The 23695-nt window shown below is 62.5% G+C and carries 22 protein-coding genes and 1 tRNA gene; 13 read left to right on the top strand and 10 right to left on the bottom strand.

What is annotated here, in order from left to right:
- The first annotated feature begins 4 nt into the window (after positions 1 to 4).
- From BLV07_RS14635 to BLV07_RS14610, 6 genes are all read left to right on the top strand, one after another.
- Positions 5 to 595 (top strand): glutathione S-transferase family protein, encoded by a 591-nt coding sequence (locus BLV07_RS14635; protein ID WP_091886610.1) that lies wholly within the window; start codon positions 5 to 7, stop codon positions 593 to 595.
- Positions 596 to 613: 18 nt separating this feature from the next.
- The gene (locus BLV07_RS14630) at positions 614 to 1078 is read left to right on the top strand and encodes a GNAT family N-acetyltransferase (RefSeq protein ID WP_091886607.1); all 465 of its coding nucleotides are present in this window, start codon (positions 614 to 616) and stop codon (positions 1076 to 1078) included.
- Positions 1079 to 1349: 271 nt separating this feature from the next.
- A complete protein-coding gene (locus BLV07_RS14625; RefSeq protein WP_244551115.1) occupies positions 1350 to 1541 on the top strand; it encodes a hypothetical protein in 192 nt (63 codons plus the stop codon).
- A gap of 79 nt (positions 1542 to 1620) precedes the next feature.
- Positions 1621 to 2793, top strand: coding sequence for a phosphoserine transaminase (locus BLV07_RS14620; protein ID WP_091887063.1), 1173 nt, complete (start codon positions 1621 to 1623; stop codon positions 2791 to 2793).
- Between the two features lie 216 nt (positions 2794 to 3009).
- Complete coding sequence (gene serA, locus BLV07_RS14615; protein WP_091886601.1) at positions 3010 to 4599, top strand: phosphoglycerate dehydrogenase; 1590 nt, start codon at positions 3010 to 3012, stop codon at positions 4597 to 4599.
- A gap of 139 nt (positions 4600 to 4738) precedes the next feature.
- On the top strand, positions 4739 to 5911 hold the full coding sequence (locus BLV07_RS14610; protein ID WP_091886598.1) for a thiolase family protein: 1173 nt from the start codon (positions 4739 to 4741) through the stop codon (positions 5909 to 5911).
- Positions 5912 to 6125: 214 nt separating this feature from the next.
- On the opposite strand, the gene BLV07_RS14605 is transcribed toward BLV07_RS14610, so the two are convergent.
- Entirely contained in the window at positions 6126 to 9449 is a 3324-nt protein-coding gene (locus tag BLV07_RS14605; RefSeq protein ID WP_091886595.1) for a PAS domain S-box protein, read from the bottom strand.
- A gap of 929 nt (positions 9450 to 10378) precedes the next feature.
- Between BLV07_RS14605 and BLV07_RS14600 the strand changes: the two genes are divergently transcribed.
- Positions 10379 to 10813: a phasin gene (locus BLV07_RS14600; protein ID WP_091886592.1), complete on the top strand. Its 435-nt coding sequence runs from the start codon at positions 10379 to 10381 to the stop codon at positions 10811 to 10813.
- Positions 10814 to 11154: 341 nt separating this feature from the next.
- Positions 11155 to 11231, top strand: a tRNA-His gene (locus tag BLV07_RS14595).
- A gap of 66 nt (positions 11232 to 11297) precedes the next feature.
- Here BLV07_RS14595 and BLV07_RS14590 read toward each other — a convergent pair.
- Positions 11298 to 11921, bottom strand: a complete 624-nt coding sequence (locus tag BLV07_RS14590) for an ImmA/IrrE family metallo-endopeptidase (protein ID WP_091886589.1) — start codon at positions 11919 to 11921, stop codon at positions 11298 to 11300.
- Positions 11922 to 12147: 226 nt separating this feature from the next.
- Between BLV07_RS14590 and BLV07_RS14585 the strand changes: the two genes are divergently transcribed.
- Both BLV07_RS14585 and BLV07_RS46230 read left to right on the top strand, forming a co-directional pair.
- Positions 12148 to 13263 (top strand): dsDNA nuclease domain-containing protein, encoded by a 1116-nt coding sequence (locus BLV07_RS14585; protein ID WP_091886586.1) that lies wholly within the window; start codon positions 12148 to 12150, stop codon positions 13261 to 13263.
- Complete coding sequence (locus BLV07_RS46230) at positions 13260 to 14951, top strand: hypothetical protein (RefSeq protein WP_143035431.1); 1692 nt, start codon at positions 13260 to 13262, stop codon at positions 14949 to 14951. The genes BLV07_RS14585 and BLV07_RS46230 overlap by 4 nt, the downstream gene beginning before the upstream one ends.
- Positions 14952 to 15211: 260 nt before the next feature.
- Here the strand turns inward: BLV07_RS46230 and BLV07_RS14575 are convergent, their stop codons facing one another.
- Together BLV07_RS14575 and BLV07_RS14570 are read right to left on the bottom strand one after the other, a co-directional pair.
- A complete protein-coding gene (locus BLV07_RS14575) occupies positions 15212 to 15616 on the bottom strand; it encodes a nuclear transport factor 2 family protein (RefSeq protein ID WP_091887061.1) in 405 nt (134 codons plus the stop codon).
- Positions 15617 to 15699: 83 nt separating this feature from the next.
- Positions 15700 to 16635 (bottom strand): AEC family transporter, encoded by a 936-nt coding sequence (locus tag BLV07_RS14570; protein WP_091886580.1) that lies wholly within the window; start codon positions 16633 to 16635, stop codon positions 15700 to 15702.
- A gap of 534 nt (positions 16636 to 17169) precedes the next feature.
- On the opposite strand from BLV07_RS14570, the gene BLV07_RS14565 reads away from it, so the two are divergent.
- Entirely contained in the window at positions 17170 to 17529 is a 360-nt protein-coding gene (locus BLV07_RS14565) for a hypothetical protein (protein WP_091886577.1), read from the top strand.
- A 360-nt stretch (positions 17530 to 17889) separates the two neighbouring features.
- The gene (locus tag BLV07_RS14560) at positions 17890 to 18567 is read left to right on the top strand and encodes an AAA family ATPase (RefSeq protein WP_091886574.1); all 678 of its coding nucleotides are present in this window, start codon (positions 17890 to 17892) and stop codon (positions 18565 to 18567) included.
- Between the two features lie 76 nt (positions 18568 to 18643).
- Here the strand turns inward: BLV07_RS14560 and BLV07_RS14555 are convergent, their stop codons facing one another.
- From BLV07_RS14555 to trxB, 5 genes are all read right to left on the bottom strand, one after another.
- Positions 18644 to 18790, bottom strand: a complete 147-nt coding sequence (locus BLV07_RS14555) for a hypothetical protein (protein ID WP_165405294.1) — start codon at positions 18788 to 18790, stop codon at positions 18644 to 18646.
- Positions 18791 to 18917: 127 nt separating this feature from the next.
- Positions 18918 to 19067, bottom strand: a complete 150-nt coding sequence (locus BLV07_RS47525; protein ID WP_164934661.1) for a hypothetical protein — start codon at positions 19065 to 19067, stop codon at positions 18918 to 18920.
- Between the two features lie 292 nt (positions 19068 to 19359).
- On the bottom strand, positions 19360 to 20268 hold the full coding sequence (locus tag BLV07_RS14550) for a 4-hydroxy-tetrahydrodipicolinate synthase family protein (protein WP_091886571.1): 909 nt from the start codon (positions 20266 to 20268) through the stop codon (positions 19360 to 19362).
- Positions 20269 to 20714: 446 nt separating this feature from the next.
- Positions 20715 to 21638: a LysR family transcriptional regulator gene (locus tag BLV07_RS14545; protein ID WP_027575284.1), complete on the bottom strand. Its 924-nt coding sequence runs from the start codon at positions 21636 to 21638 to the stop codon at positions 20715 to 20717.
- Between the two features lie 4 nt (positions 21639 to 21642).
- Positions 21643 to 22608 (bottom strand): thioredoxin-disulfide reductase, encoded by a 966-nt coding sequence (gene trxB, locus BLV07_RS14540; protein WP_091886566.1) that lies wholly within the window; start codon positions 22606 to 22608, stop codon positions 21643 to 21645.
- Between the two features lie 267 nt (positions 22609 to 22875).
- Between trxB and BLV07_RS14535 the strand changes: the two genes are divergently transcribed.
- Positions 22876 to 23355 (top strand): Lrp/AsnC family transcriptional regulator, encoded by a 480-nt coding sequence (locus BLV07_RS14535; RefSeq protein WP_091886563.1) that lies wholly within the window; start codon positions 22876 to 22878, stop codon positions 23353 to 23355.
- Between the two features lie 60 nt (positions 23356 to 23415).
- Here the strand turns inward: BLV07_RS14535 and BLV07_RS14530 are convergent.
- On the bottom strand, positions 23416 to 23695 hold a 280-nt coding region (locus tag BLV07_RS14530; protein ID WP_143035430.1), incomplete at its 5' end, for a transposase.

The following is a 23695-nucleotide window of genomic DNA, read 5'->3' as shown; positions in this document are numbered from 1 at the left end:
GGCGATGCAGATCTACGGCGATAGCAATTCCGGCAATTGTCTGAAGGTGAAATGGGTCTGCGACAAGCTCGCGCTGCCCTACCAGTGGATTGAAATCGACACAAGCAAGGGCGAGACCCGCACGCCGCAATTTCTGAAGATGAACGGCGCCGGTCAGGTGCCGACCGTCGCATTCGACGACGGCCGCACGCTGGCGCAATCCAATGCCATCATCCGCTATCTCGCCCGCGACAGCGCGCTCGTTCCGCGCGACGCCTTCATTGCTGCCAAGATGGACGAATGGCTGTTCTGGGAGCAGTACAGCCACGAGCCCTATATCGCGGTGTGCCGCTTCCTCCTGGTCTATCTCGGCAAGACGGCATCCGAGCTCGACCCCGAGAAGGTCAAGCGTGGCTATGCGGCGCTCGACCGCATGGAGCAGCATCTTTCGGTCAGCCGCTTCTTCACTGGTGAGGCGGTTTCGCTCGCGGATGTCTCGCTGCTCGCCTATACCCGCGTTGCGCATGAGGGCGGCTTCGATCTCGCTCGCCATGCGGCCGTCCGCCGCTGGATCGGCGAGGCCGAGACGTTTCTCGGCCTTGCGCCGGCGCGCTGAGCCTGGAGTATAACGCGCATGAACACTGAGGCCGTTTCCATTCGCCCCGCGCGCCGCGACGATGTCGCCGCGATCGTGGCGATGCTCGCCGATGATCATCTCGGACGCGGGCGTGAGCGCGTCGAGGATCCGCTGCCCGCCGCCTATTACGAGGCATTCGCGCGGGTCGAGCGCGATCCGAATCTGACGCTTGTGGTCGCCGAGAGCGAGGGCAGGGTGATCGGCTGCCTGCAACTCGCGATCCTGCCCGGCATCAGCTCGCAAGGCGGCGTGCGCGGCCTGCTCGAAGACGTCCGCGTTGCTTCCGGTTGTCGCAGCCGCGGCATCGGCGAGCGATTGGTGCAATGGGCGATCGCGGAAGCGAAAGCGCGCGGCTGCAATCTGGTCGAGCTGCTGACGCATCAGACACGCGTCGATGCGCAGCGCTTCTACACGCGGCTTGGATTCGCTGCGAGTCATGTGGGCATGACTGTCCGCTTTTGAGGCAGCAAGAGCGTTTTCGAGCGAAGTGGATACCGGTTCGCGTAAAGAAAACGCGTCAATACAAAAATCCAGAGTCCCGTTCCGATTGTATCGGAATGGGGCTCTGGTCGCGGGCGTTGCGCAATCAGCACATTCGGATCGCGCATTCGTTCATTTTAAGAGCTGATAAACTACCCGCCCGTCGTTCATGTTTGTACAGGAACGAACGGTGCTACGGCAGCGTCAGACACCGAGCTCGGTCGGTTCGGGGATTTCGATGACAAGCTATTCGATGATCAAGGTCGGCAACGACTACGTCGTGCAGGCCAATGACAAATGCATATTGAAGGTCGGCAGCCGCCGCAGAGCCGCGCAATTGATCAGCGAGGCCACGGACTTGCTGAATGCGCTCGCTGCCGTCGAATCCCCTGGTATCGCGCCGGAGGCGCCTTCACTCCCCCGTGAGACGCCGGAACCTCCTTGACTGCTCTTCCCGATTCCCGTATCAGCCGCGGCGGGACACCTCCCCCCAACGGGAGGCTTACTATCTGGAAGGGTAGATGATGACTGTAGCGAAGCCCGCTTCGCGGCCGAACGTGCCGCACTTCTCCTCCGGCCCCTGCGCCAAGCGCCCCGGCTGGAACGCCCAAAATCTCAAGGACGCAGCCCTCGGCCGCTCGCATCGCGCGAAGATCGGCAAGGCCAAGCTCAAGCTCGCGATCGATCTGACGCGCGAAGTGCTCGAGGTCCCCGCCGATTACCGCATCGGCATCGTGCCGGCCTCCGATACCGGCGCGGTCGAGATGGCGCTGTGGTCGCTGCTTGGTGCGCGGCCCGTCACCACGCTCGCCTGGGAATCCTTCGGCGAAGGCTGGGTCAGCGACATCGTCAAGGAATTGAAGCTCAAGGACGTCACCAAGCTGAACGCAGCCTATGGTGAGATCCCCGATCTCTCCAAGGTGGATCCCAAGAGCGACGTCGTCTTCACCTGGAACGGCACCACTTCAGGCGTGCGCGTGCCGAATGCGGACTGGATCAGCGCTAACCGCGAAGGGCTCACGATCTGCGACGCAACCTCGGCCGCCTTCGCGCAGCCGCTCGATTTCGCAAAACTCGACGTCGTCACCTTCTCCTGGCAGAAGGCGCTCGGCGGCGAGGCCGCGCACGGCATGCTGATCCTCTCGCCCCGCGCGGTGGAACGGCTCGAGACCTACAAGCCGGCCTGGCCGCTGCCGAAGATTTTCCGCATGACCAAGGGCGGCAAGATCAACGAAGGTATCTTCGTCGGCGAGACCATCAACACGCCCTCGATGCTCTGCGTCGAGGATTATCTCGATGCACTGAACTGGGCCAAGTCGATCGGCGGCCTCAAGGCGCTGATCGCGCGTGCCGACGCCAACACCAAGGTGCTCGCCGACTGGAAGGCGAAGACGCCGTGGATCGACTTCCTGGCGAAGGATCCTTCGATCCGCTCCAACACCTCGGTGTGCCTGAAGTTCACCGATCCCGCGATCACCTCGCTCTCCGAGGACGCGCAAGCCGACTTCTCCAAGAAGCTGGTCGCGCTGGTCGAGAAGGAAGGCGCCGGCTTCGACTTCGCCTACTATCGCGATGCGCCGGCCGGCCTGCGCGTCTGGTGCGGCGCCACCGTCGAGGCCAAGGACATCGAGCTCTTGACGCAGTGGATCGACTGGGCCTTTGCCGAGACCAAGGCGCAGTTGGCCAAGGCAGCGTGAGTTTATTTTTCGCCTCTCCCCGTTCTTACGGGGAGAGGCCGGATTGCGCAGCAATCCGGGTGAGGGGCTCTCTCCGCTTGCACCTTCGCCTGTGGCTGCCCCTCACCCCAGCCCTCTCCCCGTAAGAACGGGGAGAGGGGGAAGACAAAGCCTCCTCATTCAATTCCGGCCATCGCAGGCCGATCCTCCCGTTAGGGAAGGCGAAGGATCATCCCCATGACCAAACCCAAAGTTCTCATTTCCGACGCGCTCTCGCCCGCAGCCGTGCAGATCTTCAAGGACCGCGGCGTCGAGGTCGACTTCCAGCCCAATCTCGGCAAGGACAAGGACAAGCTCGCCGAGATCATCGGCAATTATGACGGCCTCGCGATCCGCTCCGCGACCAAAGCGACGGCCAAGATTATCGACAAGGCCACGAAGCTGAAGGTGATCGGCCGCGCCGGCATCGGCGTCGACAATGTCGAGATTCCCGCCGCCACGGCCAAGGGCATCATCGTGATGAACACGCCGTTCGGCAATTCGATCACCACCGCCGAGCACGCCATCACCCTGATGCTGGCGCTCGCCCGCGAGATCCCGCAGGCCGACGCCTCGACCCAGGCCGGCAAGTGGGAGAAGAACCGCTTCATGGGCGTCGAGATCACCGGCAAAGTGTTAGGCGTCGTCGGCTGCGGCAATATCGGCTCGATCGTCGCCGACCGCGCGCTCGGCCTGCGCATGAAGGTGATCGCGTTCGATCCGTTCCTGTCACCGGAGCGCGCCAAAGACATCGGCGTCGAGAAGGTCGATCTCGACGATCTCCTCAAGCGCGCCGATTTCATCACGCTGCACACCCCGCTCACCGAGAAGACCAGGAACATCATCGACGCGGCCGCGATCGCCAAGATGAAGAAGGGCGTGCGCCTGATCAACTGCGCCCGCGGCGGCCTCGTCGACGAGCAGGCCGTGGTCGATGCGCTCAATTCCAAGCACATCGCCGGCGCCGCCTTCGACGTCTTCATCGAGGAGCCTGCGACGTCCAACGTGCTGTTCGGCCATCCCAACGTGATCTGCACGCCGCATCTCGGCGCCTCCACCACGGAAGCGCAGGAGAACGTCGCGCTCCAGGTCGCCGAGCAGATGTCGGACTATCTGCTCACCGGCGCGATCTCGAACGCGGTCAACTTCCCCTCGATCACCGCCGAAGAGGCGCCGAAGCTGAAGCCGTTCATCGCGCTCGCCGAGAAGCTCGGCTCGTTCGCCGGCCAGCTCACCGAAAGCGGCATCCTCAAGGTCGAGATCACCTATGAGGGTCACGTCGCCGAGATGAAGATCAAGGCGATCACCTCCGCGGTGCTGTCGGGCCTGCTGCGGCCGATGCTGGGCGAGGTCAACGTGGTGTCCGCGCCCGTCGTCGCCAAGGAGCGCGGCATGGTGGTGGACGAGATCGTGCGCGCAGCCCAGAGTGACTACGAAAGCCTGATCACCGTCACGGTGGCGACGGAGCGCCAGGAGCGCTCGGTCTCCGGCACCGTGTACCATGACGGCAAGCCGCGATTGGTCGACGTCAAGGGCATCCGCGTCGACGCCGAGTTCGGCAAGTCGATGATCTACGTGACCAACGAGGACAAGCCGGGTTTCATCGGCAAGTTCGCGAGCCTGCTCGGCGATGCCAAGATCAACATCGCGACCTTCCATCTCGGCCGCGTCGCCCCCGGCAGCGATGCCATCGCGCTGATCGAGGTCGACGGCGCGGTGCCGGCGGATGTGCTCGCCAAGGTGCAGGCGCTGCCGCAGGTCAAGCAGGCCAAGGCGCTGACGTTCTAACATCGACATATTCCGACCCGCGGAACAACGCCGCCTCCATCACCTGGAGGCGGCGTTTTATTTTCCCGCGCTCGCCAAACTTTGTGTACCAATGGCGCAAGGACGCTCCGTTCAAAATCGTTCGAAAAGGGAGAAGACAATGCGTGAAGCCGTCATCGTTTCCTATGCGCGCACCGGCCTTGCGAAATCCGGCCGCGGCGGGTTCAACATCACGCCGCCGATGTCGCTCGCGGCCCACGCCATCCAGCACGCGGTGAAGCGCGCCGGCGTCGACAAGGACTATGTCGAGGACTGCTATCTCGGCAATTGCGCCCATGGCGCGCCGAATATCGGGCGTCAGGCCGCGCTGCTCGCGGGCCTGCCGAAGACCACTGCCGGCGTCTCGGTGAACCGCTTCTGCTCCTCGGGCCTGCAGACCATCGCGATGGCCGCCAACTCGATCCGTTCCGACGGCGCCGACTGCATCGTCGCCGGCGGCGTCGAGAGCATCTCGATTCCGGGCGGCGGCTCGCCGAAGGAGTCGATCGATCCGGAACTGCTCAAGGTCGCCCCTGACATCTTCATGGCGATGATCGACACCGCCGACATCGTCGCCGAGCGCTACAAGCTCAGCCGCGAATATCAGGACGAGTTCTCGCTGGAATCGCAGCGCCGCATGGCCGCGGCCCAGCAGGCCGGCAAGTTCAAGGACGAGATCGTCCCGATGAAGACCAAGATGAAGGTCGTCGACAAGCAGACCAAGGCCGAGAGCATCGTCGACTACGTCGTCGATCGCGACGAGTGCAACCGGCCCGACACCACGATGGAAGGCCTTGCCAAGCTCGAGCCGGTCAAAGGTCCCGGCAAATACGTCACCGCCGGCAATGCCAGCCAGCTCTCCGACGGCGCCGCCGCCGTGGTGCTGATGGAGGCCAAGGACGCCGAGAAGCGCGGCCTCAAGCCGCTCGGCCGCTTCGTCGCCTGGGCGACCGCGGGCTGCGAGCCCGACGAGATGGGCATCGGCCCGGTGTTCGCGATCCCGAAGCTGCTCAAGCGCACCGGCCTCAAGATCGATGACATCGATCTGTGGGAGCTCAACGAAGCCTTCGCCAGCCAGTGCCTGTATTGCCGCGACAAGCTCGGCATCGATCCCGCCAAGTACAACGTCAACGGCGGCTCGATCGCGATCGGCCATCCCTTCGGCATGACCGGCGCGCGGCTCACCGGCCATCTCCTGCAGGAAGGCGCGCGCCGCAAGGCCAAGTGGGGCGTGGTGACGATGTGCATCGGCGGCGGCCAGGGCGGCGCCGGCCTGTTCGAGATCTACAGCTGATCCAGGCCGCAGGAAGGCGAAAGGGCACGGCGCAAGCCGTGCCCTTTTTGCTTGGGCGGCTCTCTCAAATCGAGTCGTCCCGGCGGAGGCCGGGACCCATACCGCGGGTTCCATCGGTTGCGGATGGTGTTAGTCCCGCGACGGCGCGTCTTCGCCAAACTCAATTCGGTGATTATGGGTCCCGGCCTTCGCCGGGACGACGATGTGGTGGAAGCTACGCCTTCGCCAGCGCCGGCGCGAACACCACTTCGATCAGCGTGCCGGAATTGCCCGCGCTCTTGATGTTGAACTGGGCGCGGTTGGCTTCGACCAAGGCCTTGGTCAGCGACAGGCTGAGCGCGGCGCTGTCCGCGGCATCGCCCGGCGGCGGAGTGCGGAACGGCTCCATCGCGGCGGCGACTTCGCGTTCGCTGAGGCCATGGCCGGTATCGCGGATGCGAAGCGCGATCTCGCCGCGATCGGTCAGCGCGGTCGAGACGATGACCTGGCCGCCGGCGCTGGCGAGCCGGATCGAGTTCGAGATCAGGTTCACGGTAATCTGCCGCATCGCGCGCGCATCTGCCGTGACCTGCGGCAGCGCATGCGCCAACGAGGTGCGGATGATGATGCGCTCGCGGTTGGCCTGCGGCTGCATCACCGTAACGCAGGCCTCGACGAGGTCGTTGAGACTGAGGTTGGCGAAGTTGAGGTCGAGCTTGCCGGTCTCGATCCGCGACAACTCCAAGAGATCGTCGATGATGGCGATGACGCGCTCGCCGGAGGCGCGGATGTCCTTCATGTATTCGCCATAGCGCTCGTTGCCGAGCGCGCCGAAGCGTTCGGAGATCATCACTTCGGCAAAGCCGATGATGGCGTTGAGCGGGGTGCGGATCTCGTGGCTGATCCGCGCCAGCATGTCGGCCTTGGCCGTGGCTGCGCCGTCGGCGCGACGGCGGGCCTGCGTCAGCTCGCTCTCGCCCTTCTTGCTCTGCGAGAGATCGCGGAACACGGCGAAGAAGTTCGGGCCGTCCGGCCGCGTGCGGCCCATGATCATCGCGAGCGGAATGACGCCGCCCTTCTTCTCGCGGCCCAGCACCTCGCGGCCGTGGTCGAGCAGGCTGGCAATGTCCTGGCTCTTCAGGCTTTCGAGATAGTCGGCGACGATCTGCTGGCTCTCCGGCGCGAACAGCGTCGCCAGATTCTGCTCGAGCAGCGCTTCGCCATCATAGCCGAACAGCGCCTCGGCGCTGCGGTTGCAGGCGTGGATGTTGCCTTCGGCATCGAACATCACGATGCCCTCGGCCGTGGTGTCCAGGATCGCGGCGAGATCCTCGGCGTCGGCATCGCCGGCCGCGGGCTCGAGGTCGGGCGCGTAGGGGAAGGATTCGGGGACGATGGTCTCGGCGATGACGGGCGCGGCGACGATTGGCGCGGCCTGCGGCAGCGCGCAGATCAGCGCATGCGCGCTCTCGCCGTCCCAGTCGATCGTGTGAAGATGCGCCTCGGTGGTCGCAAGCGGCGCTTCGCCATTCGCGATCGCCGCACTGATCGTCACCGGCGTGCCGCCTTGCGACGTGCTGCTGGCCGCGGACACGCCCGGCTCGACATAGAGTGCGTCGAGCCCGCCGGCATCCTCCAGCGCGCTAAGGTTGGCGTAGCCCATGCGCGCGAGGAAGGCAGGGTTGGCGTAGAGCAGGCGGTCGAGGCGATAGATCAGGATGCCCGTCGGCAACAGGTCGAGCAGCGCGCGGTCGCGCGCGGGCGCGCCGCGTGCCGGCGGTGCGGGCTCGGTCAGCCATTCGACCGCGGTTTGCAGCGCTTCAAGCTCCGCCGCAGGCGGTTCGGGCGTGATCTCCGCGGCCGGCGGTTCGGATGTATCAGCCGCGATCATCTCGCGGTCGCGTTCGAGGCGCTCGGACAATTGCCGGGCGAGCTCGTTGAACGCGCTGTTCTCGACCGGCGTCAGCGTCGGCGAGCGCGCATCGCCATGCGGACGGAACGGCACGACGTTGGGAGGCGTTTCCACTGGCGTTTCCACGGACGTCTCGGGCTCGGTTGGGTGTGAAGTCACATCAGTTGCGGGGTCGGGCAGTTCAGCTTCAGACTCAGGCTCGTGTGCAGCCGGTTCGATGGGCGGAGGCGGCGCCGCGGCCTCGGCCTCCGGCCCCGGGTCCGGCTCGACGACATCGGCGGACAGGCCGCGCTGCGCCGGCAACTCGGCCAGCCGCTCGAAACGCCGGAGCGCTTCAAGCCGGTTGAGGCCGTCCAGATCGCGGCAGACGCCAAAGCCCTTGAAGCCGGCGAAATTGCGCTCGCGATCGTAGATCGGGAGCCCCGCGAGCTCGACCGGCAAATGCTCGCCGCCATCGGCGGGCCAGTTCACGGTGATGCCGGCCCAGGTGTCGTGGCTTTCCAGCGCCCGCGCAACGCGCCCCTCGGGATCGAGCGCAAAGTCCGCGGCGATCTCGCGCCAGGGGCGGCCGAAGCCGGCGGCGGTGTGCGGGCCCATCAGGCGGATGAATTCGTCGGAGAGCAGCACAAAGCGTCCCTCGGCATCCATCTGCCAGAGGAAGCGCAGCGGATGCTGATGCGGTGCGGGCGTCTCTGTGTGGCCCGACGGCAGCTCGAACATGGCTGACGTGATCGGCGCGGCCTGCGGCGACACAATGGCCTGGGCGCAGTTTTCAACCGGAGTCTTGGCCGCGGTGGTCTGGTCGGGCACCGGTTCTTGGAAGGCCTCCACGAGCGCTTCGCTCAGGGCAGGTTCAGGCGCGGGCGTCATCGTCTCGGCTGTTTCGCCTGCGTCGGCCGGCTCTGCGAACGCATCGAACAATGCGATCCCGACCGGCGCATTCTGCGGTGGCGGCTCGTTCGGCATGCTTTTAGGCGCCGACGCTGCGCGCGTCTCCTGCGCGGGATCGATCAGCGCGACGAGGCCGATATCGGCGCCGACACCGACCCGTTGCAGCACCATCTGGCCGATGCCGATCGGCGTCGCGGCGCGGCCGCTAGTGAGCGCTTCGCTGCGGGCCCGGTCGAGGCCGGCCTCAAAGAGATCGCGAAAGCCGAGCAGGGAACGGGCGGCCTCGCTGGCGCCGACGAACATCCCGTCGGGCGCGAACGCGGCCATCGGCACCTTGGCGCCAGCGACGAGACGATGCAGCCGCTCGACCAGCGGCATGGGGCGCAGCGTCGGGTCCATCGCGGCGACGAGCACGCCATGGCTGCCGTCGGCAAAGTCGAGCCGGGCGCAGGCGCAGGTCATCAGCATGCCGAGCCGGGCGCCGAAGCCGCGCAGCCGTTCGAGCCGCACAATGCCGTTCGCCGGCAGGCTGCGGGCGAGTCGGGCGACCTGGCGGCGATGGCTGTCCGCCGGGCCGAAAATCCTGTCTGCGAGGGCGGCGGCGTGGGCCGCGCCGAACAGTTTTGCCCCGACCGGATTGGCCCAGAGCACGCGCGTGCCGTCGATCGACCACAGCCAGGCGGGCAGCGGAGAGGTCGCGTGCACGGCCAGCCGGGAATCGCCCACGCCTCGCAACTGGAAATCCGAACTCTTCATCCGACCGGCTTTAAGTCTCGCTTGTCAGCGTGGGGCGGCTGCCGGGAATGGCAGCCTTAAGAAAGGGTTAGTATCACCCGCAGGCGCGGGCAGGTCCACGGCCACGGTCTCTCACAGCCGGCCTAAAGCCGCGATAACCTTAATGGTCCCGAACCCGCAAGCCGCAGCCCGCTTGCATCCAAGGGATTCGCTGGCGGACGGCTAAAAGCCGTCGCGGCATCACCGGTGGCCCATCCTCCCCTGGCGGGTAGGGGAATCGCATATGGATTTCACGAGGACTGTCTGCGGGCTTGCTCCGCCTCTCCCGCTTGCGGGAGAGGCCGACGCGCTCGCCTAGCGCGGCGGGTGAGGGCTCTCGCCACGCAGGGACATCCTCCTCAATCCCCAACAATCCCGACGCGGAGACACCCCCACCCCAGCCCTCCCCCGCAAGCGGGAGAGGGAGCCCAGTGCCGATGCCGCCGCATCGTGCACACCATATGCGATAGCCCTACCCTGGAGGGGGAGGATCGGTTCGCATAGAGCGAAGCGACATGCGAACCGAGGTGGGGTGACAGTCTTTCCACGGAGGCGGTGCCCGAGTTGAGAGATCACCCCACCCCGCTCGCGCTACGCGCGATCGACCCTCCCCCTCCAGGGGAGGGTAAAAGGTGAGACACCGAGATTTCGGCGTCTGCCCACCTCAACCACCGGTTCCCCAGCCCAGGAACCTCACCCTCTCCGAGATTAAATTTTTGCGACGCCTGGCGGATCTCATTGCGATGCACAATGTTGACATGAAGCACGGCAATAATGGCGGTGCTGGGCGAGCCATCTCGTTTGTTTCGCGTTTCCAGTCTACGTACCCGCTCAATGCGAGGGCCCAAACTCGGGGCCGGCGGGCGCGCCAGAAGGCTCACTCCATTTTTTCAATTTGCGTGAGGACAACCATGACAGGTGCGACTGATCCGTTTTCTGCCTCGATCATCCCGTTCGAGGTTCCCGAGCAGATGCGTGCGTTCGCCGAAAAGGGCGTGTCGCAGGCCCGCGAGAACTACGCCAAGTTCAAGGACGCCGCCGAAACCCACAATGGCACCGTCGAGGCCGTGTTCACCTCCGCCAGCAAGGGCGCGACCGAGTACACCGCCAAGCTGGTGGAGTTCATGAAGGCCAACAGCAGCGCCCAGCTGGACTTCGCTCAGCAGCTGTTCGGCGCCAAATCGCCGTCGGAAGCGCTGGAGCTGTGGACCGGCCACGCCCGCAAGCAGCTGGAGACCTTCCAGTCCCAGGCCAAGGAGCTGGTCGAGCTCAGCCAGCGCGTCGCCACCGAGACCGCCGAGCCGATCAAGGCCAGCGCCGAGAAGTTCTACAAGCCCGCCGCCTGAGCGGATCGGCTGGTTTGAATTGAGAAACCCGGGCCGAAAGGCCCGGGTTTTTCTTCACCTCTCCCGCTTGCGGGAGAGGTCGGCGCTCCGGGCGATGCAAAGCATCGTCCCGCGCGCCGGGTGAGGGCTCTCTCCCCACGGGGAGTCTCCCCGCAGGCGGGACAGGCAGCGCAACCCCTTATCGTCGCCATCAAGCGCAATTTCCCCGCGTTGAGGGTGATTTCCGCTGGTTTTTCGTCCGTTTGCGGCCTTGCCAAAAACGCCCGTTGCACCTAGTTTCCGCCCCGTCCAGCCGCCTCGGCCCGGCCTGTTCAAGGCGCCCCGGGGCGGTTCGCCAGGATGCAGTTGTAGCTCAGTTGGTTAGAGCGCCTGTCTGTGGAACAGGAGGTCGGTGGTTCGAGCCCACCCAACTGTACCAGCCCTTTCGACTGGAGCGAATGTGGATGTCGCTACGACCAAGTGGTCTGCAGAATAGAGGCCACAGCTAGGAGTCGTCGCCAAGATCGGTCCGGACAGGATGCCCACGGCGCTTCGCTTCCCTCAAGAAGTCGATGATTGATTGCGGCAGCGGCCGACCGCCACGTCGTCTGCGCCTCCGAATCTCCTCCACTTCGTCCATTCGAAGGGCTGCAGCTTGGCGGCTCAGTCCGAACATCGACATGATGTCTTCAATCGATGCGTCTTCCGGGATCAGGTGTTCGGGCGCGAGTATAATTGGTGCCAAACGGCGGGCTTCGTCCTCCTGCCTGGCGATACGCGGGATCGATACTTCTGCGAGGGACTTCTCTGCCCTCCGATTCAAATATCCTTTGTGCTTGAGCAGATAGTGAGACAATTCGTGCGCGACCGTCATTCTGGCGCGAGGCTCGCCGCGTTGCATGGCAACGAATACGCTCTCCCTCATGCTGAGCTCGAAGTCGTCCGAATACCAATGCGCTTCAGCGTCCGGCATCTCAGCATCTGGTACGCGCCGATAGCCGAAACTAGGCACCTCGCGCTTGATCTTCGATATCAGCGTCATCATGTCCGGCCGGACTTGATATTCGAGTCCGAGCCTTTTCAGGAAACCACGGGCAATCGCTTCAAGATCGTCATTTGTCTTATGCATTGGATGCTGCTCGCGCTGAGGCGGAAACACACTCCCTTGTAGGAAGTGGCAGTTCCAGGCACAAAATCAAGCATCATCAATGATATTTATAGGTCAATATCTCTGTCTTACTTTCCTATTTCGCGAAGCTTCAGGAGGCTCGGGCCTTATGCCTAAGACTTAGTCCCGGACTGCCCGCAACGGTTGTCTCATGGCTTCGTCACGCTAATGTGCCCTAGGGGGATACATGGCATTTGCGGACAAGCTCGTTCAAACGTCACGACGTGAGAAATCAGGCGAGACTGGCTACGAACGATTCGACTATCAGGCCATCTGGGGGCTCGTCCTGATCTTCGAGAGCCATAACGAACTCGATGACTATGCGATTGCTTTCGAGTTTCACGATGACATCTTGCGGCTGAACAGCAGTTCAATGCCCACGCGAGCTCGATTTTATCAAGTCAAGACCAAGGTCAAAGGCCATTGGACGCTCGCTGACCTCAGCGCTAGGAAAAAATCGAAGGATGGCGCTTCGCTGCTTCCGTCGTACATCGGGAAGATGCACGACAACTACGAACTCTTCCCTGACGAGACTGAAAGGTTGAGCTTCGTTTCCAACCTGCCCTGCGACTTCATGGATGCTTCGGCGACGATTGGTTGCTTCGCAGATTGCGATGCCGAGGACTTCAAAAAGTTCTTGGCGAAGCTGAAATATGAGCGTCCGACGGCGACGCAAGAAAGTGCGAAGCTTATGCATTTCGTCAGGGCTGACTTGAGCCTGCACGATGCCTCTGCTCACGTGAAGGGATTGATGCAAGACTTTGTAACAAGTCAGCTCGGGACCATAACCTATAGTCCTGATACACTTTATAAAGCCATCATCGAAGACTGTCGGACGAAATCAAAGTTTACGGGGTCCATCAACACGTTCGATGACTTGATCAGGCACAAAGCGATCACGAAAAGCCATGTAAATGGCTGGCTATCACAGATCGCAAACAACGAGGCGGTGCCGAATTGGCCAGACTTCGCAAACGATCTCACATGCTCCGCGATCGAGAAAGCTAGTATTGCTAAGGAGTGGCGCCTCTATAGAGCGCTAGCATTAGGCGCCGGCAATGAAGCAATAAATCGTGTTCGCGCTCGTATTCGTTTGGAGCTGCGGAAGATCCCCAATTCTTCCCTCGCACTGACGCCTTTGACCGATCAACTGTTTGGCTCAATCTGGAGCTTCGCAAAGGTTACGATATCAGATCTTACGCCAAGTCGCGCAAAGGCTATGATCATCTATGAGGTGATGACCTATGACCCGTCAGGAGATGTACAAAAAGCTGATAAGAGCATTGCGGACGCGAAGTCATGAAAAACTTGCTATTAAAAAGGCTGCTTCTGTTGTCCGGGCGCGAGAAGGCGGCCCGGCTAATGACGTTCGATCCGAGCAAGACAGTCGTACTAGGAGATAACGACACGGGTAAGTCGTGCCTAATCAAATCAATCTATGCTGCTTTTGGTGCGGATTCAGCCAAGGTTAATCCAACTTGGAAGGACGCTGCAGTTGATACTCTGGTCGAATTCTTTGTCGACGGGGTGCCCTACAGTCTCTTACGGTCTGGCAGCACCTTTGCGCTTTTTGACGGGGACGGTGCAGCGATCTGGGTTGGAAATAATGTCACAACTGGGATTGGACCGCAGATTGCTAAGTTGCTGGATTTCGGTCTTACGCTGGCCGATCGAAAAGGCGAGCTGCAGGTGCCGCCTCCCGCGTATTTATTCCTTCCCTTCTATGTGGATCAGGATGTCAGTTGGGTAGAAAATTGGAGCTCCTTCTCCAACCTCATGATGTTTGCCGGTTATCGGAGGGACGTCGCGAACTTCCATGCTGGCCTACGACCGAACGAGTATTATCAGGCTAAGGCATTGAAGGCCTCGGCTGACAAGACCAAAGAAGAGTTCAAGATCGAACGTCGCGCGTTAGATCGGGCAAGCACACGGCTGCGCGCCAATCGTAAGCGGCTCCATTTCGATCTTTCCCCCGACCGGTTCGTAGATCAGATTGATGCTCTCGTTGTAGAGTGCCAGTCACTGCAGTCTGCGCAAGACAAAGTGCAGCGCTCCCTTTCGGAGCTGAACTCCAGACGGTCTCTACTTGTAGAGCAGAGCGTGATAGCTGAAAACGCTTTGGCCGATCTCAGCGCAGACTATGAATTCTTGCGTCGCGAAACTGAGGACGAGATTATATGTCCAACATGTGGAACCGTTCACTCGAATGATTTTGCCAATAAATTCAGCTTGATTTCAGATGTCGATACGTGTCGCGCATTCCTTGTCGATGTTCGGAACGATATCGGCGTAGTGGATGCTGAGATTGCTGCTGCAAAGGAGCAATTAGGGCAATTCACAGCGTCAATCGAACGTATCAATGGAATTCTTGACGAGCAGCGGGGGGATCTGAAGCTGCGCGACCTCATTGAGGGCGAAAGTGAAAAGCTGATGGATGAGACGCTCGTCTCAGAGCAGAAGGAAGTCGATTCTCAGATCGGTGCGCAAGAGATGAAGTCCGACGAGGCGGCTCAAGTCATGAAGTCACTGGATGACAAGAAGCGGCAGGGGGAGATTAAGAGCTTCTATTTGCGACAAATGAACTCTTTCGTTCAGGAGCTTCACGTCCCCAATTTGTCCGAAGACAACTATAAGGCAATTGATTGTCATATTCGCGAAACGGGCAGCGATTTGCCGCGAGGACTTCTCGCTTACTATTATGCATTTATCCATACGATGAAGCGATATTCTACATCCGCGTTCTGTCCAATTGTTATTGATACGCCCGTGCAGCAGGATCAGGACGCTTCAAATGCTGCGCGTATGATCCGTTTCTGTCTCAATGAAATCCCAGAAGGCTCCCAGCTGATTCTCGGTACAGTGAGCCTTCACGGTGTCAAATATGATGGACACATCGTAGAGACAGAGACGAAGAACAGGCTCCTTAAGACTACGTTGTTTGATGAAGTGAGTGATCTCATGCGCCCCTTCTATACCAAGTTGATTCGCTGAGATTCGTTCAAGTTGATGAAGGGTGCGGCGCCCTTCGCCCTCTCCGGCGCCTACTTCCATCCCGCCACCAATCATCACCACCAACAACGTTACCGCCGCCAGCAGCGTCCCAGCGCCACCGCGCCCGAGACCGGGTTCGCCAACCGCTGATACTGCACCGCGCAAATGTATGCATTGGCCCCGGTCGGCATCACCGCGAACAACACGACCACGCCGGCTGCGAGCGGCGGCAGGACTGTTCAGTCCAACCTCATCGCCCGTCAGGAGATCATCGCCTTGATTTGGGCAGTGTCCGCAAACTCGATCAGCTCAACGATTTTGCCATCCTGAAATCTGAACAGGTCTAGGATCTCGGTGCGAGAAGTTTGTCCGGTTGGACGGTATCGAACGTCAACGCGGGAATGAACTGCGACACGATCCCCGTCAACCAACTCAGCCAGAATTTCGCGGCTTTCGAAGCCGAAGTCGGCAATCAATTGGCCGAAGGCCCCGCGCAGGGTCGGGTGCCCCTGCATACTTCCTGTCAGTTCGAGCGCGCTTTTGTCGCCGATCAAAGTGAACAGGCCTTCGGGATGAAAAGCTGTCACTAGGCCCTCGACGTCACCGTCGCGGCGCGCGTCGTAAGCGCTCCTGATCACGTCGAGCATCTCTTCGCGATGTCCCATTTCCCCCTCCCTGTGAACGTATCGGGGCAGACTAGCGACCTTTGCGTGCAAAGGCAAAATCATCGAGACTATGGTGCGATTGCTTAGCGCACCATCACCACCACCACAGGCAACGTCACCGCCGCCAGCAGCGTGCCCAGCGCCACCGCGCCCGACACCGGGTTCACCAGCCGCTGGTACTGAACCGCGAAGATGTACGCGTTGGCGCCGGTCGGCATTGCCGCGAACAGCACGACGACGCCGGTCGCAAGCGACGGCAGGTCGAGCAGTTTGGCCAGCAGATACGCGGCCGCCGGCATCGCCATCAGCTTGAGCGCGCACATCACGAGAATGCTCAGCTTCTCGCCTTTCACCTCGAAGCGGAACAGGTTGATGCCGAGCGCGATCAGCGCGGTCGGCGATCCCGCCTGCGCCAGCAGCTCGATCGTTTTGTCGACGATAGGGTTGAGGCCGAGGCCGGTGAAGCGCCAGATCACGCCAAGACCGATCGCCAGCATCAGCGGGTTGCGCGCGAGGTCCGCGAGCACGGGCGAGATCACCGACAACGCCGAGCCGGTCCGCTTGCGGCTGACAAGCTCCATCTGCAGGATGCCGCAGAGCCAGAGCAGCGGCGTGTTCACCGACAGGATCAGCGCCATCGGGCCTGCGGCCTCATTGCCCAGCGCCGAGAGCGTCAGGGGAATGCCGAGCATCACGATGTTGCCGTAGACCGAGCCGATCGCGAACACGACGCCGTCCTCGCTGTCCTCGCGCCGCGGGCGCAGCAGCGCCGAGAGCGCCAGCGCCGCGATCCAGGTGATCGCGAGCGCGCCGTAATAGGCGCCCCACATCCGGTAAGGGCTGACGTCGGGAAATTCCGAGACGACGATGGTGCGGAAGAGCAAAGCGGGGATGGCGATGCTGAAAGCGAATTCGCTGATGCCCTTGTGCGCGCTCTTCGAGACGAAGCGAAACAGCACCGCGGCATAGCCCGCCGCGATCACGGCGAATACCGGCGCGACGATCAGCAACGTGGCCATGCACCCTCACCTCACGGGGAGCTGGCTGACCCACCCCACGCATTCTCGATGATGCCATCATGCCACTGTTTTGCCCGACGCGTCAAATTGATTTCGTAAAATCCGTAAAAGCCAATCCGCAACTGGACTTGGCTACTGTGCATGGGGTTGTTTTCGCGGTTATTGGTTGGATGGTCGCTGGAGCGGCAGGCTGGAGCCGATCTCGCCCAGTCCGACAAAGGGTTAGAGGGCCATGGATCATGCAGCCTTCTCCGCTGTCGTCACCCGCGAAGGCGGGTGACCCAGTATTCCAGAGACGCCTGACGTTCCCCGAGGGGCTGCGGCGTACTGGATCCCCCGCCTTCGCGGGGGATGACAGCTGTGGGTGGGAGAGACTTCGCGTTGCGCGCCGGCCTTTTGCCGCGCCGGCTGGCCGGCACCAGACCGCCCCTGTTGCCGAGACCGCACACGTGCCGGCTTTCGCATCTCCCCTCGGTTGCCAACCAACGCCCGTTCACCCACTATTCCAACTGAACTCGACATGTGGGGGGATCGATGCTGGCGTTTCGCTTGAAGAAGTCAAAACCCTTGGCCGTTGCAACCCTCGGGATTGCCCTAGCCGTCCTGGTCCTGCCGCGCGCCGGCTTCGCCTACACCCAGGAGGAGCAGCAGGCCTGCACGCCTGATGCGATGCGGCTGTGCGGCGAGTTCGTTCCGAACGTCGATGCCATCACCGCCTGCATGATCGCGAAGAAGTCGCAGCTCTCGCCGCAGTGCCGGGTGTTCTTCCGCCCGGGGCCCGAGCCGGGCGAGGTGCGTGCGGGCAAGCCGACCCACATCGCGCCCAAGACAGCGAAGAAGAGCACCAAGCCGGCGGCGAAGGCGAGCAAGAAGAAGAAATCCAGCGAAGGCTGAGTGCGACGGCACGTTCATCCTTGAAACCCGGCAGCTACGTTTGCCCCGCCGGACTCGTTTTGTTCGCGCAATCGGCGCGCTAGCCGCGCGGCAATGATGAGCGCGCGCGATGGAAAAGAGTCGCGAGCAGGTTTGCCCGGCAAGGTTGCATTCCACTTTATCCCGCCTCGCTGCTCAAAAAACGCACGATTGCAGGTGTTTTCTTGCAGTTTTGATCGGCGTCGTACCTGGCAGTGTGACTCAAAAGCCAACACGCCTTGTTATTTCGTGGCGGCAACGCAACTCCCGATAAATTTTTCTTTCACGAATCACCGCGCTGATTCATTTTCGAGCCACGGGGTCAATCTGGAGGCCGAAGGTATGAACGTTATTGTTTTTGCATCGCGTAAAGGCGGCTCGGGCAAGAGCACCCTGGCTGCACATCTCGCCGCGCAGATCAAGGCGAGCAAGCAGGTCATGCTGGTGGACGCGGATCCGCAAGGCTCGCTCACGCTGTGGCACAAGCTGCGTGGCACCAACGAGCCGCCGATCAAGCCGGCCGTGAACTCCGTCAGCGGCATCGTCTCCGCGGCCAAGCGCGACGGTTATGAATGGGTGTTGATCGACACGCCGCCGAACCTGTCGGCCGTCGTCGACGACGCCATCAGGAACGCGACGATGGTGATCATTCCGGCGCGTCCCGGCGTGTTCGACGTCAACGCGGTTCAGGAAACCATCCAGATGTGCCGCGCCGCGCGCAAGCCCTACGCGGTCGTGCTCAACGGGGCGCCGGCGCGCCGCGACGAGTCGGAAAGCCCGATCGTCACCATCGCCCGCGAGGCGCTGGCGAAATTCCGCGCTCCGGTGTGGGGCGGCCAGATCACCAACCGCTCGGATCTCTTGATGGCGCTCAGCCACGGCGAAGGAGCGCGCGAGTATCAGGCCGAAAGCCGTGCGGCTCAGGAAATTGCACGGTTGTGGGCGGCGATCGAGCGTTCAGTGAAGGCTATTCGCGGCACGGCGTCGGCGTCCGGCGCAATGCACAAGCAGGCGGCATAATTTCATCATTCATTTCCCCGGACGAAAACGCGCGGACGAGCCGCGCGTTTTGCGTTTTCGGGTCTGCTGAAGGCGGTTACGCCACCATCAGCATGTAGAACACGATGACCGGCGACAGGGTGAGGATCACCGACCAGATGCCGGCGGCCCAGAGAATGTCCTCGGTGGTAAAGCTCTGCTGTCCGGCGTCGTAATGCGACGCCATCTCATTATGATTATTCACAAACGCCTCCGCGATTTCTTCGCTTATGGGCGTCAGTGATACGCGGGATGTTTTAAAATTCCGGATCGCAGCTGCCGGTGCATTTGAACACAACTGCTACCACGGGTTAACCATCCGCGCGGCGCTGTCAGCCCGCCAGCCAGACGCGAAACAGCAGCACCGGCATCAGGCCGAGCATCACCGCCCAGAACCCGAACGACGACACCACCAGAATTCCCTGCAAGAGATCGGCCGGCGCGAATTGGCTCGCGGCCGTAGGCCGGGTGCGATGTCCCATGGTCATTCCCCCTTTGGAAGGTCTTAGGCGGAAACGATAGGCGCGGTTCGGTAAACGAGGCGTGGATGCACCATGCGGCGGATGCGAAGGCCGTGTGGGGTGGGATTAACCACGGGCGCCTCTTACCCTCCCCTGGAGGGGGAGGGTCGCTCCGCATGAAGCGAAGCGAAATGCGGAGCGGGGTGGGGTGACAGTCTTTCCGCAGAAGCGGTGCCCGAGTGGAGAGATCACCCCACCCCGCTCGCGCTGCGCGCGATCGACCCTCCCCCTCCAGGGGAGGGTAAATGGAGCGTTACGCCGCGACTTTCATCCGTCGCTCGATCTCGCGATCGATCGTTGCCGCGAGCTCGCTGCTCACTTCCACCATCGGCAGGCGCACTTCGGGGCTGTCGATCAGGCCGCTCCGCCACAGCCAGTACTTCGCCGGCGCCGGGCTTGGTTCGGCGAACAATAGCCGCGTCAGCTCGGCGACCTCCTGCCAGCGCGCCAGCGCGGCGTCGTGGTTGCCGCGCTTGAGCTCCGCATACACGGCCGCAAATGTCGCGGTCTCGACATGGGCGGACAGCACGATGCCGCCGTCGGCGCCGTCGGTGAGCGCCTCGAAATAATTCGCGTCCTCGCCGGTCAGCACGCGAAAGCCCTTCGGCCTGTCGCGCAGCAGCGCGATCGATTGCTCGCGGCTCGCGCCGCAATCCTTGAGGCCGACGATGTTCTTGTGTTCGGCGAGCCGCAGCAGCGTCTGGTTGGTGATGTTCACCGAGGTGCGATAGGGAATGTTGTAGAGCGCAATCGGCCAGGCGGCGTGATCGGCGAGCGCCTCGAAATGCGCCAGCAGCCCGCGCTGCGACGGTCGCACGTAATAGGGGCTCGCGATCAGGTAGCCATCGATCGGCCAGTCCGCGGTTTCATCGAGGCGATCCTTCAGCCGCGAGGTGTCCGCGCCTGACAGTCCGAGGAAGATCGGCAAGGTGCGGCGGTCCGCCGCCATCTCGTCGCGGACGATGGCGACGAGGCGCTCGAGTTCAGTGTCGCGCAGCGTCATGCCTTCACCCGAGGTCGCCCCCAGGATGAAGCCGTCGACGGCCTGTGTGCCGTAGTGCCGCGTCAGCCGCCGCAATGACGTCTCGTCGAGACGTCCGTCGCGAAACGGCGTCACCAGCGGCAGCCACAGCCCGTGCAATTGGTCTCGTAGTCCGGTCATGTTTCAATCTCCTTCTCGGAAAAAAACCTGAGACGGAGGGCACATGAAAAAACCCCGTCCAGGCGGCGGGGTTTTCGGGATCAGCTCGCGATGACGAAGTCAGCCTAGCGCGCGCAACATTCCGAGGTCCCCGGATGGGGGCCTTTTTTCGAAATGAGTGCGCACGACTTCGTGATCATTTGCAAATGATGCGAGGTATGCCTGGAACTGTCAATACACGCGGAAGGCGAAGCGCCATTTTGACGAAAAAAAGCCGGACCCGAAGGCCCGGCTTAGGTATTGGCCACGTGAGGCCGACACAATCACCTTCCAAGAGGGATTACTGAACTCCCGCGCCACTGGAGGAGGGGGACAAATGCGCAACGCGAAGGCTCAGCGTGCAAACAGTATGAGCTTGACGAGCGCCCTGCAGCAACAGCCGAGGCCGCATGTCAGTCATGCGGAAATCAGGACGGCCAGCGCTGCGCCTTGCTCACCACGAAGTCGCGGAACACCTGCACGCGTGCGACCGTCTTCAACTCCTCGGGATAGACGAAATAGGTGTCGAGCTGGATCGAATCCGATTCACCGAACAGCTGCACGAGCTTGCTCTGCTCCTCGACGAGGTAGTCGGGCAGGGCGGCGATGCCGAGGCCCTGCTGGCAGGCGCGCACGAGACCGAGGATGTTGTTGACCTTGAAATAGGCTTCGCGCGGACCCGAGCCGTTGCGACCGGCTTCGACCAGCCAGTTGCGGTTCTGCAGATGCGGCGCGAAGTTGCCGTCAGCAAGCGTGATGATGCGGTGGGAGTCGAGCTCCTCCAGCGTGCGCGGCGTGCCGAAGCGCTTGATGTATTCCGGCGAGCAATAGGCGTGAAAGCCCATCGCGAACAGCTTGCGCTGGATCAGATCGGGCTGCGTCGGCTTGCGGGTGCGGATCGCGACGTCGGCCTCGCGCATCGACAAATCGAGCTCCTCGTCGGTGACGATCAGCGAGATCCGGATCTCGGGATAGAGCGCAGTGAACTCGCCGAGCCGCGGGATCAGCCAGTTGATGCCGACGCCGGGCGTCGTGGTGATCTTGAGGTCGCCGCTCGGCCGCTCGCGGCTGTCGGTCAATTTGGCGCGCGCCGCCTGCAGCTGCATGAACACGTCATGCGCGGTGCGGAACAGCAGGTCGCCCTGCTCGGTGAGGATCAGGCCGCGGGCATGGCGGTGGAACAGCGAGACCGAGAGCTCCTGCTCCAGCGCCGAGACCTGGCGTGATACCGCCGATTGCGACAGGCCGAGCTGCTCGCCCGCATGCGTGAAGCTGCCCGCTTCCGCCGCCGCGTGAAACACCTTCAGCTTGTCCCAGTCCATATCCGTAAATCCGTCGCGTGTTCGGGGCATGATTCTATTCCGCTGCGGCGCGCTCGCTGGCGCGCAGGGCCAAGAAACGTTCGGCTTCGAGCGCTGCCATGCAGCCCAGGCCGGCGGCCGTCACGGCCTGGCGATAGGTCTCGTCGGCGACGTCGCCGGCGGCAAACAGACCGGGCACCGAGGTGGCGGTCGAGTTCGGGGCGACCTCGACATAGCCCGACGGTTTGAGCTTGACCTGGCCTTTGACGAGCTCGGTCGCCGGCGCGTGGCCGATGGCGATGAAGATGCCGTCGGTCTTCAGGTCCCTGCGCGCGCCGGTCTTGACGTTCTTGAGGCGCACATGGGTGACCTTGTTCGGGTTCTCGGTGCCGCAGATCTCGTCGACGGCAGAGTCCCAGACCACCTTGATCTTCGGGTGCTTGAACAAGCGCTCCTGCAGGATGCGCTCGGCGCGGAAGTGATCGCGACGATGCACGATGGTGACCTGCGAGGCATGGTTGGTGAGGTACAGGGCTTCCTCGACCGCGCTGTTGCCGCCGCCGACCACCACGACTTCCTTGTTGCGGTAGAAGAAGCCGTCGCAGGTGGCGCAGGCCGACACGCCGCCGCCCTGGAATTTCGCTTCGGAGGGCAGCCCGAGCCAGCGCGCCTGGGCGCCGGTGGCGAGGATGACGGTGTCGGCGAGATAGACGTCGCCGCTGTCGCAGGTCAGGCGGAACGGCCGCTGCGCAGTCTCCAGCTTGGTGACCAGGTCGGTGACGATCTTGGTGCCGACATGGACCGCCTGCTTCTCCATCTGCTCCATCAGCCAGGGGCCCTGGATCACGTCGGCGAAGCCCGGATAGTTCTCGACGTCGGTGGTGATGGTGAGCTGGCCGCCCGGCTGGATGCCCTGGATCAGGATCGGCTCGAGCATCGCACGCGCGGCGTAGATCGCCGCCGTGTAACCGGCGGGGCCGGAGCCAATGATGATGACCTTTGCATGAACAGGAGCGGACATTTCGATGGACGCCTTTCACGGGGGATTTTGCAGCGCGGGCGCGGAACGTGCCGGGAGGCCTCGCGGAGGCGCTGAAATATCAGAGCTAATCTAAGCCTTCTGGTGAGCTATGCAAGAATTGCATTCCCTACCGGCGGATTTTTCCAACAAGGAACAAAAGTCGATTGCGCTGCACGCGCAATAAAATTGCGCTGCGCGCGTGGACTAGGGTATGACGATTGCGACAAACCACCCAATACCGCCGCAAAGGGCAGGAGTTCCAATCACGTGTCGCGGAACCTAGACGAGATCGACCTGAAGATTCTCACCGAGATTCAGGCCGACGGTCGAATCACGAATGTCGAACTGGCCAAGCGCGTCGGCATCTCGCCGCCGCCCTGCCTGCGCCGCGTCCGGGCGCTGGAGGAGGAGGGCTACATCCACGGCTATCGGGGCCTCCTGGACGCCCGCAAGCTCGGCTTCGACGTCACCGTGTTCGCCGCCGTGCACCTGTCCAGCCAGGCCGAGACGGATTTGCGCGCCTTCGAGGAATTCGTCCGCGCCGAGCCCTTGGTGCGGGAATGCTGGATGCTGTCGGGCGAGGTCGATTTCATCCTGAAATGCGTCGCCCCCGACATGGCGACCTTCCAGGATTTCGTCACCCACCTGACCGCCGCGCCCCATGTCCGCAACGTGCGCACGTCGCTGGTGCTGCATAATTCGAAATACGAGGCGGCGGTGCCGCTGGACGTGAAGGGACGAAGGTAACCTCTCTAAGCGTCCCTGCCGTCATCCTGAGAGCCTGACTCAAAAAGGGCGGCGAGCTTTTTAGGGTGCAGCGAGGCGTCTTGTCAGCAGCCTGAGATGGGCAACATGAAGCCAGGCAAGCTCTGTCGTGGCCGAGCCTTCAAAGTCTCTGGTGAGGCGTCGGCAGCGACCGAGCCACGCAAAGGTGCGTTCGACCACCCAACGTTTGGGCAGGAGCTGGAAGCCCTTGACCCCCGGTGGTCGCTGGACGATTTCGATTGTCCACGGTCCACAGTGGGACAGCGCGTTGGTAAGCTGTTTGCCGCGGTAAACCCGATCGGCAAAGACATGTTGGAGGCTC

Source organism: Bradyrhizobium sp. Rc2d (genome assembly GCF_900099855.1).
Taxonomy (GTDB): Bacteria; Pseudomonadota; Alphaproteobacteria; order Rhizobiales; family Xanthobacteraceae; genus Bradyrhizobium.
This window is presented reverse-complemented; position numbering and strand designations above follow the sequence as displayed.